The following is a 9,581-nucleotide window of genomic DNA, read 5'->3' as shown; positions in this document are numbered from 1 at the left end:
GCGCTGCTTGAGGGCCTTGTTATAAGAGGGCCAGTTGGTGATTTTAAAATTTTGTTTTGCCATGGAGACCTGATTTTGAAACAACTGTGGTGATCTGCTCCGATGATTACCCAAAAGTTCTATTTATTCAACAAAGCCACGTTTAGGGTGCGAAGAAGTGGAGAGGGAGTAGCGTGGATAATGACATCATGGCAGTGGATGGCTGATGTCAGGATCGCGGACAAAAAAATACCTTTCGGTCTATTTTTTTAATGCGTTGCAGAATCATTGAGCATTCAATACATCACATTTATGGAGCGGGAAACGAGACTCGAACTCGCGACCCCGACCTTGGCAAGGTCGTGCTCTACCAACTGAGCTATTCCCGCTTAGGAAGTGTAATTCGGCTAAAGGTAACATATTGAATATAATAAATTTATTCAACACTTTGTGTTAGCGCTGAGCATTATGTACCAATCATTTCAGGCTGGCAAGCCCTTTTCAGTGAAAATGCGCGCAAGTGGTCATTCCCTGCGCGCTGGTGCTCAATACCTGCAAACTCAATACTCGCGTGAAAAATCAACCTCGCAGCGCAGCACCCTGGGAGTAACGTTGCAAGTTGTCCAGGAACAGGTCCGCCACCAGCGCTGGCACCATCGGACCGCCAATATGCGGCGTCAAGGTCAACCGAGGCGTTAGCCAGAAAGGGTGTTCTGGCGGCAGCGGCTCCTGACGAAAAACATCCAGCACCGCTCTCGCCAATTTTCCTGCTCGCAGCGCCGCCACCAGATCGTCATCCACCACGGAAGTGCAGCGCACCACGTTGATAAATACCGTGGAGGGTTTCATGCATGCGAACAAATTTGCGTTGTACAGATTCTGCGTTTTTGGCGTATCCGGCAACAAGTTCACCACATAGTCGGCCTGCGCCACATCGTGCGACAGCGCATCAATCCCCGACACGCACGCAAAACCGGGCAACGCCCGCGGTGTATTAACAATCCCGTGTAGCGTTACACCAAATGACCGCAACATGGCGGCCACCTCAGCGCCAATATCACCCGCACCAACGATCAATAAGGTTTTGCCCGTCAACAGCCCGGACAGGTGGCGATCCCACTCCTGACGTAGCTGCTGTTCTTGCAATGCGATAAACGCTGCTCGTGCGACAACAAATGCGCTAGGATGTATTGTACAATCGGCTGGCCAAACACCCCTACGGCGCGACTCAAACGGTAATCTTGCGGGAAACACGCTGCAAGCAACGGCTTGAAGCCAGCCCAGGTAGATTGCAGCCATGCAGGGCGATGCACAGCGGTCAGCAGTGATACCGCCCGAGATTCCAATAAAAGAATCGCCCCCATTTCTCCCCCTCGCGTTATCAACGGTAGCCGTAACAAAACCACAACTACCCTACTCGTAGCGAGAAACCTGTGGCAACCCTTTCAGCATGCAGGCCCGTTTTCTGACAGACGTCACTCTTCTTCTTGTGATTCGCCAATGTGGTTCACCATGTCCAGCAACATAGTGGTGACATGATGATCCGCCACGGTATAAAAAATCTGGCGTGACCGGCGTTCCCGCTTCACCAAACGTGCGCTGCGTAGCAGGCGTAAATGGTGACTCACCAGTGACGGTGAAATAGCAAGGTTTTGCGCAATGTCACCGACAGCATGTGGCCCCGTCAGGCTGAAATGCAAAATGCGCAAACGGGTAGGATCGCCCATCAGGCGAAACGTTTCTGACAGGATGGTAGTTTCATGCAGAGAAAGCATGGCATGACGACTCAATGTGCGTGCCCTCGCGTAACAGATATGTCCGTATCATGATGATGAGAATGATCGTCATGATGTTGATGTATTTCATTAAGGGGTGACAGGCTGCACCTACAGGTCGCCTCATCTTCATCACCCCAGTCAATGGCAACCGTTGCGTGTTCTACGTGAAAACGGTCATAAAGCTCTCGCTCTACCTGCCGAACCACCTGACGCACGTCCGCCCCCTCTTTGGCGCGTACATGCAATGTGGCCAGGGTGCGCCCCGACGTGATCACCCACACGTGCACATGGTGGATATCTGCCACTCCCGTTACGCTCTCTTTAAGGTAGCGTTCAATCTCTTGCGGCATGTCATTGGCGGGTGCCCCTTCCAAGAGTATGTGCAGCGATTTTTTCAATAACGCCCATGCGCTGCGCAAGATCAGCACGGACACTACCAACGACAGGATAGGGTCGATGGGGGTCCAGCCGGTAAAATAAACCACAATGGCCGCCGCGATAGCACCAATGGAACCCAGTAGATCGACCATCACATGTAGTGCGGCACCTTTGATATTGACATGCTCGCTGTCGCCGCGCGTCAATATCCAAAACACCACAATGTTCACCAGCAGCACGATCGCCGCTACGACCAGCATCGGCCCTGCCAGCACCTCATGCGGCTGGCGAAAACGCAGCCACGCTTCGTAGGCTATCCAGATGACGATAGCAAACAGCGTCAGCGCATTGATAAACCCGGCAATGACTTCGAAACGCAAATAGCCAAAGGTGCGCTTGGTGTCTGCATTACGACGACCAAAACGAAAGGCAGCATAGGACAATGCCAGTGCCGCGGCACCCGTCAGCAACGCCCAAGAACCGGAAAGCACATCGCCCACGACTTCTACCAACATAAAGGTAAAAGTAATCACAAAAGCGATCAGTACCTTACGTTCATTTGACCGCGTTACCGTCAGCGCATGGTCGTGAGCATGATCGTGGTGAGAATGGGACATTGTACTTCTCCTGTCTTTAGATGATTTAATATATAAATATACATTCATATATTAAAAATCAAACAATGCAAACAGGTTACCGGCCGCAACGATCACCGTGCTCATCCGCATTATTCTCATGTCAGACAGGCATCAATATCTCATTTCAAGGCATGCAGCTGATGATGGATCTCCGCCAACACGCCGTTGGCGCGCTGATACTCTGCCCGTTTTTTACTGGAAACGTCGTCGAGACTTTTGCGCGAAATACGCAGCGGCAACTGACACACGCCATCGGGTCGCAATTGCCCCCCCACGGAGAGCCAAAAGCTCTCATAATCGGCATGAAAACTGGTTTTCTTTTTACGCCAGTAGCGCCAATTCTGATAAACATGAGTATGATTTCCCACCGCTATCATGCACTCAATCCCTAACAGCTCGCCCAGTACGCAGGCCGCTTCCAGCACCAGCCGTTTAGGGAACAATCCATGGCAATCACGCGTTACCTGCGAAATGCGCGCCTTCTGTTGTTGCAAGTGCCGCGTCGGCCCTTGCAATCCGCCGATAAATAACGCTCTCTGTTCTTCGAACTGCACCACGGTCATGGTCATGCGCGCCAGCGGCATCCCTTCAGTACACAACTGAAGCGTTATCTCTCCCTCTTTATCCAGTGAGGAGTGGGAACCCAATAGCAACGCGTAAGCAGCACCGCTTTTACCCTGAAAATTGATGATCGGTACACCGCCAGGTGTCAGCATCAGGCGACGTAACCTTGGATTGGAGCAGGCCACGGCATCATAGTGATAACAAAGCGCGGCCAAAGCGTTGCGGGCAGAAAAACGGCTAGAGAGGTATGGTCGTTGAAGTTTATCGGGCAGCGCCATTTGGGCATACAGCATCTGCGCCCGCTGCGGATGACTGGCAATGTAGTGGAGCCAGTTCAGCGTCAAAACAGGGTGAAGGAGCGAGCGCGCCAGAAATTTAAGACGGTAGGCGGGCTTTAGCCAAACGCTCTTCTCATCAGGGTGAATATCCCCGCGAAGCAGATGGCTCAGTAACTGCCAGCGGCTCATCGGGGATGATATTTCATCAAAAGTTGCAAGTGCCATAAGAGATAATAGTGTTGATTCGGAAACAGACCACTATCTCTATCAGCCGTTGACTAAACAGTTGTGCAATCATCTTTCAGGAAGCAACCCAACCCCAGACTTATTTATGATTTGTTTATTAAAAAGCCAATCCCGAAACGGTTGACGTCGGGATCGGCCTTTTTACAGAATCTGATGCGATACACCAATAATAGCGTTTCTCGGTTAATCCAGATCCTGACCGTTGCTGGCGATCACTTTCTGGTACCAGGCAAAGGATTTTTTCTTGCGTCGTTCCAGCGTACCGTTGCCAAGATCGTCACGATCGACATACACAAAACCGTAGCGTTTGCTCATTTCCCCGGTCGACGCCGCGACCAGATCGATGCAGCCCCAAGTGGTGTAGCCGATGACTGGGATACCGTCATCGATCGCATCGCCCATGGCGCGGATGTGTTCACGCAAATAGCTGATGCGGTAATCGTCTTCGATCTCGCCGTTGGCATTGATCTCATCGCGTACACCCAGACCGTTTTCCACCAGAAACAGCGGCTTCTGGTAACGGTCGTACATCATGTTCATGGTGATACGCAAGCCGAGTGGATCGATGCACCAGCCCCATTCACTGCGGGTAATATGCGGATTGGTAAGAAATTTAACGATATTGGCTGCACTGCTGTTGTGCTCATTCATCTCCGCCGAGGCACAGCGTGAGGCGTAGTAGCTGAAAGAAACAAAATCGACGGTGTTTTTCAGAATGTCAGCATCGCCATCCTGCATCTCGATATGAACACCTTTCTCACGGAACACCCGAGCGGAATAGGACGGGTAAGCGCCGCGCGCCTGCACATCGATAAAGAACAGGTTTTCCCGATCTTTTTCCAGTGCCACCCACACATCTTCTGGCTTACAAGACCAAGGATAAAAGTTTCCTCCCGCCAGCATGCAGCCCACCTGATTTTCAGGATTGACCTCGTGCGCGATCCGGGTCGCCAGCGCACTGGCGATCAGCTCATGGTGCGTAGCCTGATACTTCACCTGATCCTGATTTTCACCCGGTTCGAACACCATGCCAGCACCAGAGAACGGGCTGTGCAGCAGGATATTGATCTCGTTGAATGTCAGCCAGTATTTCACCAGGCCGTCGAACGCTTCTAAGCAGGTGCGCGCATAGCGGGTGAAAAATTCCACCATCTTGCGGTTGCGCCATGAGCCATACTCGGTGACCAGATGCATCGGCACATCGAAATGGCACAGCGTGACCAGCGGTTCGATACCGTATTTGCGGCATTCACTGAACACCGCATAATAAAAGGCGATACCTTCCGGGTTCGGCATCAGTTCATCACCCTTCGGGTAGAGACGGCTCCAGGCGATAGAGGTGCGGAACACGGTAAATCCCATCTCGGCCATCAGCGCGATATCTTCCTTGTAGCGATGATAGAAATCGATCGCCTGATGGCTGGGATAGAACTCGTCGTCACGCAGTGTAAAACGCTTCTCCTGCCCCAGCTTTACCGGAAAACGGGCGGGACCGTGCGGGATCATATCCACGGTGGTCAGCCCTTTGCCACCTTCCCGATAAGCGCCTTCTGACTGGTTTGCCGCCAGGGCGCCCCCCCATAAAAATCCGTCTGGAAATGTCGCTGCTGACATGAATCACCTTCTCTTTGTGCCAATATCAATTAACTAACGCTGGTGGCCTGCACGGGTTCACTTGTTTTGGCTTTGGTTGGCTGAGATTCCTCTTCGGTTTCAGGAATATCCTCAAAGCCGAGAATAAGTGTCAGTACAAACGACAACACCACCGCCAAAATCATCACGGCCACCACCCAGACAATGCTCATCGGGTTGGCCGGATCGAAAAACTGCACGCTGGTAAACAGCCCAGTCGACGCCATGGAGTGGCTGGCAAGGCCGCCAATTCCGGCTACCGCGCCGCAAATAAAACCGCTGATCAGGCTGGCAATCAGCGGACGTTTCAGCCGCACCGCCACGCCGTACAGCGCAGGTTCGGAGATCCCGGCCACAATGACGGATGCCGCTGCCGCCAACGCTGTCTGACGCAGCTCGCGGTTTTTGGTACGGAACGCCACCGCTAGCGAGGATCCGCCGAGCGACAGGTTGGCGCCGATTTCTGAAGGTATCACCATGCCCTCTTTACCGGTTTCCGCAATGGTTTGAATGATGGTCGGGGTAAATACGCGGTGCATACCGGTCATTACCAACAGCGGCCACAGCGTCCCCATGATCGCCACCGATAACCAGCCAAGGTAGCCATGGATGGTGTAAACGATGGAAGATATGCCGCTACCGATCCAGATGCCTAACGGGCCGATAATCACAATGGTGATCGGTGCAGAGACCAGCACGATAACCATCGGTTTCAGGAAGTTTTTCGTCACTGCCGGCGTAATGCGATCGATGCCTTTTTCGATGTACGACAGGATCTAGGTCATGCATAGCGCCGGGATAACCGTGTAGGTGTATTTCACCGCCGTGACGGGGATAAACGCCAGCTCGACCACCTGCACTTGCGCCGCTTTTGCCATCAGATCGATAAAGTTGGGATGCACCAGCACGCCCGCAATAGCGATAGCCAGCGACATGTTGGTTTTGAATTTAAGTGCCGCCGAGGCCGCCACCATGATAGGCAGGAAGAAGAACGCGCCGTCGCCGATCACATTCAGGATCACCAGCGTTGAGGAGCCCTTCTCGAACACGCCGAACATGTCGAGGATCATCGCCAGCAGTTTCACCATCGAGCCGCCGATAATCGCCGGGATCAGCGGCGACATGGTGCCAATCAGTGCTTCCAGAATGCCTGCACCAATGCTTTTTAAGGTGATTTTTCGTTTAGCATCGGGCAGCGTACCCGCAGCACCCGCCGGGCCGAGCTTCAACACTTCCTGATAGGCTTTCGCCACGTTGTTGCCAATGATTACCTGACACTGCGTTTCCATGTTTACCACGCCCATCACGCCGCTGATGGCATTGAGTGTCGGGTTGTCTACCTGCGTTTTATCTTTTACCACGAAGCGCAAACGCGTCATGCAGTGCGTCACCGCTTCAATGTTTTCCAGCCCTCCCAGCGCATCCACAATAGCGCGAGAGACAGTTTCATAATTCTTGGACATAAGTGGGTTATCTCTTGGTGTCGGTGCGGAAAAAATCGCCATAGTGAACCGGTTCCACAAAATCGTGAAACGTTTCACAGCGCTAAACAAGAGAGGAAAACCATTAATTTTAATTTTCGTGATAACGATCACCTGCCGTTAACATGGCTGATTCAACGAATCTACTGAAAAGCAACGGCAAAATGGGTAGACTGTCGCAAGATGACTATTTAGCGGGTAACAGTACATGACAACCATTCTTGAGGTGGCAAAGAAGGCCAGGGTCGCCAAATCGACGGTATCGCGAGTGTTGTCAGGTAACGGTTACGTCAGCCAGGAAACAAAAGATCGTGTATTCAAAGCGATAGCAGAGAGCGGCTATCGGCCCAATCTGCTGGCGCGTAACCTCGCTGCGCAAAAATCACAAACCATTGGGCTGGTGATCACCAATACCCTGTATCACGGTACTTACTTCAGTGAACTGCTGTTTCAAGCAGCAAAAATGACCGAGGCGCACGGCCGCCAACTGCTGCTGGTGGATGGAAAACACGGCGCTGAAGAAGAGCGCGCCGCGATTCAATTCCTGATCGATTTACGCTGCGATGCCATCATCATCTATCCGCGTTTTCTTTCCATTGATGAGATGGATCAGATCATCAGCCAGCATAAACAGCCCATCATGGTACTGAACCGCCGGTTACGGGTGAATGACAGCTACTGCATTTACTCCGATCAGCATGAATCCAGCCGCAATGCCGTCAACCACCTTATCGAACAAGGGCATCGTGAAATTGCCTTTATCACCGGCGCACTGGATTCGCCCACCGGCATGGAACGCCTCGCAGGCTACAAAGCCGCATTGGAAGAGCACACGATTCCCGTGGATGAACGCCGTATCGTTCTCGGTAAGTGGGCACTCACCAATGGTGTTGAAGCCGTCAACACCCTGCTCGACAATCAGGTCAGTTTCTCCGCGTTGGTCGCCAGCAATGATGACATGGCCATTGGTGCGCTCAAACAGCTCTATACGCGCGGCGTTGGTGTGCCCGAGCAGGTGTCGGTAATTGGTTTTGATGACTTGCCCACGGCGGCGTTTACCATCCCTTCGCTCTCCAGCGTGAAAATGCCGTTGGGCGAGATGATTCAAGAGATCATCAACCGACTGCTGTCCATGCTGGATGGTGGGACGTTGAGTCAACGCGAGGCCTATCCGGCATCATTGATCCTGCGCGATTCGGTGACGACGGGACCGTTTTATCGCTAGTTTTTTCACCGATTCGGTGTCAACGAAGTCGTGATATCATGCGGTTACGTAAGGATACGCGAAATCAAATCGATGTTTTTCAGCCGCCCCAAGACCCTCTGCGACCTGATAAAATCAGGTAGCCTCAGAAAAATCCAGCAGCGCATCGATGCTGCCAACTGCAATCAACCTGATGAGCACGGCTACGCGCCGCTGCACTATGCCATCACCTACCGCGAAGCAAAGATTGCACACTACCTGCTGTCGCAGGGGAGCGAACCAGTGTTCGGTGAACAGGGCAGACATATCCCCGCGATAAACGAGGTCGTCAATTCCCTTTGTTTGCCGCTGATTGAAGCGTTTCTCGATTCCGGTATTTTCCTGCCGGAATATATCGACGGCTTACCGCTGCTACACCATTTGGTGCGACGTAACGATCTGAAAGAAAAACACGTTGCGTTCTTTCTGCAACAGGGCTTGGATCTGAACATGATCGATACCTGGGCCAGCGGTAAAACGGTGCTTGCCTACTACCTGAGCCAGGAACACATCACCATTGATACCCTGCGTTTGCGTTGGCTTATCCGCCTGGGTGCTGACGTCAACCGGGCAGAACAGCCGTGGGCAACACCGCTCTATTCAGCGCTGACCAACGGTACGCTGTACAACACCCAGGACAAACTCAGCATTACCACCTTCACCAGCGTGCTGGAGGAGTTGGAAAAAGGCGGGCTGCAACACGATCTGGATTTGGACAGTTGCCATTATGCCAGTATCGGGCTGGAAGCGCTCAAACGCGGGCATTTCGCCGGTTTTATCCGGCTGCTGCAAGCCGGGATCAGCATTCCTGCTGATGAGAAAGGGCTTTGTTGAATAAATCAGAACTTGTAACGACTGCGCCCCATACGGGTCGATTGTTACGTGATGCGAATACTGTTCGGCATTCCTAATAGCGTGATCCGGTTAAGCGCTTTGACCATGCCCATGGCTTCACCCACCTGAGCATCGTAGTCTCTCAGACTTAGATGACCACCCAGAAGCCTTTTGAACCGGAACATGGTCGTTTCAGCCACTGAGCGCCGGTGATAGCCCACTTTCTTTTTCCAGATATCGTTACTACCGCTAATGCACTGATTTGCAACAGCGTGGTTACGCTCGTGGTAGAGATCTGGCCAATATTGCGCCCCCCTTCGTGGCGGGATAAGCGGCCTTATTTTCTTCCTCAGCAGAGCATCATAGCAGTAAACTGTATCGTAAGCGCCATCAGCCGATGCCTCTCTGATTTTCCGGTGGGTCTGGTTTATCAGCGCCGGTAGAGCTTGGGCATCAGTCGTACCACTGAGCGACAAATCCGCACAGATAATCTCATGCGTCACACTGTCTACCGCCAGGTGCAGCTTACG

The 9,581-nt window shown here is 52.5% G+C and carries 10 protein-coding genes, 1 tRNA gene and 1 pseudogene; 2 read left to right on the top strand and 10 right to left on the bottom strand.

Annotated elements, in window-relative coordinates; all coding sequences use genetic code 11:
- Positions 1 to 208: 208 nt before the first annotated feature.
- From QZ506_RS21755 to ascF, 9 genes and pseudogenes are all read right to left on the bottom strand, one after another.
- Positions 209 to 280: a hypothetical protein gene (locus tag QZ506_RS21755; RefSeq protein ID WP_367273052.1), complete on the bottom strand. Its 72-nt coding sequence runs from the start codon at positions 278 to 280 to the stop codon at positions 209 to 211.
- A gap of 12 nt (positions 281 to 292) precedes the next feature.
- A tRNA-Gly gene (locus tag QZ506_RS21315) sits at positions 293 to 368 on the bottom strand.
- Between the two features lie 190 nt (positions 369 to 558).
- Positions 559 to 1,125, bottom strand: coding sequence for an NAD(P)-dependent oxidoreductase (locus QZ506_RS21310; RefSeq protein WP_291973756.1), 567 nt, complete (start codon positions 1,123 to 1,125; stop codon positions 559 to 561).
- Positions 1,071 to 1,379, bottom strand: a complete 309-nt coding sequence (locus QZ506_RS21305) for a hypothetical protein (protein WP_291973755.1) — start codon at positions 1,377 to 1,379, stop codon at positions 1,071 to 1,073. The genes QZ506_RS21310 and QZ506_RS21305 overlap by 55 nt, the downstream gene beginning before the upstream one ends.
- A 75-nt stretch (positions 1,380 to 1,454) precedes the next feature.
- The gene (locus QZ506_RS21300; RefSeq protein ID WP_367273051.1) at positions 1,455 to 1,769 is read right to left on the bottom strand and encodes an ArsR/SmtB family transcription factor; all 315 of its coding nucleotides are present in this window, start codon (positions 1,767 to 1,769) and stop codon (positions 1,455 to 1,457) included.
- A complete protein-coding gene (locus QZ506_RS21295) occupies positions 1,766 to 2,752 on the bottom strand; it encodes a cation diffusion facilitator family transporter (RefSeq protein WP_291973753.1) in 987 nt (328 codons plus the stop codon). Before QZ506_RS21295 ends, QZ506_RS21300 begins: the two co-directional genes overlap by 4 nt.
- Positions 2,753 to 2,892: 140 nt before the next feature.
- On the bottom strand, positions 2,893 to 3,804 hold the full coding sequence (locus QZ506_RS21290) for a VirK/YbjX family protein (RefSeq protein ID WP_291973751.1): 912 nt from the start codon (positions 3,802 to 3,804) through the stop codon (positions 2,893 to 2,895).
- Positions 3,805 to 4,044: 240 nt separating this feature from the next.
- Positions 4,045 to 5,475 (bottom strand): 6-phospho-beta-glucosidase, encoded by a 1,431-nt coding sequence (locus tag QZ506_RS21285; RefSeq protein ID WP_291973749.1) that lies wholly within the window; start codon positions 5,473 to 5,475, stop codon positions 4,045 to 4,047.
- Positions 5,476 to 5,504: 29 nt separating this feature from the next.
- A pseudogene (gene ascF, locus QZ506_RS21280) lies at positions 5,505 to 6,956 on the bottom strand (PTS cellobiose/arbutin/salicin transporter subunit IIBC).
- A 226-nt stretch (positions 6,957 to 7,182) separates the two neighbouring features.
- Between ascF and QZ506_RS21275 the strand changes: the two are divergent.
- Entirely contained in the window at positions 7,183 to 8,199 is a 1,017-nt protein-coding gene (locus QZ506_RS21275; RefSeq protein ID WP_291973746.1) for a LacI family DNA-binding transcriptional regulator, read from the top strand.
- 72 nt (positions 8,200 to 8,271) lie between these two features.
- Positions 8,272 to 9,051 (top strand): hypothetical protein, encoded by a 780-nt coding sequence (locus QZ506_RS21270; RefSeq protein ID WP_291973744.1) that lies wholly within the window; start codon positions 8,272 to 8,274, stop codon positions 9,049 to 9,051.
- Positions 9,052 to 9,095: 44 nt separating this feature from the next.
- On the opposite strand, the gene QZ506_RS21265 is transcribed toward QZ506_RS21270, so the two are convergent.
- Positions 9,096 to 9,581: IS5 family transposase (locus tag QZ506_RS21265; RefSeq protein ID WP_291973742.1), on the bottom strand; the 486-nt coding region annotated here is incomplete at its 5' end.

It is taken from the genome of Candidatus Symbiopectobacterium sp. (assembly GCF_020054415.1).
In the GTDB taxonomy this organism is placed as follows: domain Bacteria; phylum Pseudomonadota; class Gammaproteobacteria; order Enterobacterales; family Enterobacteriaceae; genus Symbiopectobacterium.
Note: the sequence above shows the minus strand (reverse complement) of the source record. Positions and strands in the feature narration are given on the sequence as shown.

What these genes read in the sequence shown, in the direction of transcription:
- QZ506_RS21285 (WP_291973749.1), bottom strand. Translation starts at nt 5,475, where the DNA reads ATGTCAGCAGCGACATTTCCAGACGGATTTTTATGGGGGGGCGCCCTG.
- QZ506_RS21295 (WP_291973753.1), bottom strand. Translation starts at nt 2,752, where the DNA reads ATGTCCCATTCTCACCACGATCATGCTCACGACCATGCGCTGACGGTA.
- QZ506_RS21275 (WP_291973746.1), top strand. Translation starts at nt 7,183, where the DNA reads ATGACAACCATTCTTGAGGTGGCAAAGAAGGCCAGGGTCGCCAAATCG.
- QZ506_RS21290 (WP_291973751.1), bottom strand. Translation starts at nt 3,804, where the DNA reads ATGAGCCGCTGGCAGTTACTGAGCCATCTGCTTCGCGGGGATATTCAC.
- QZ506_RS21270 (WP_291973744.1), top strand. Translation starts at nt 8,272, where the DNA reads ATGTTTTTCAGCCGCCCCAAGACCCTCTGCGACCTGATAAAATCAGGT.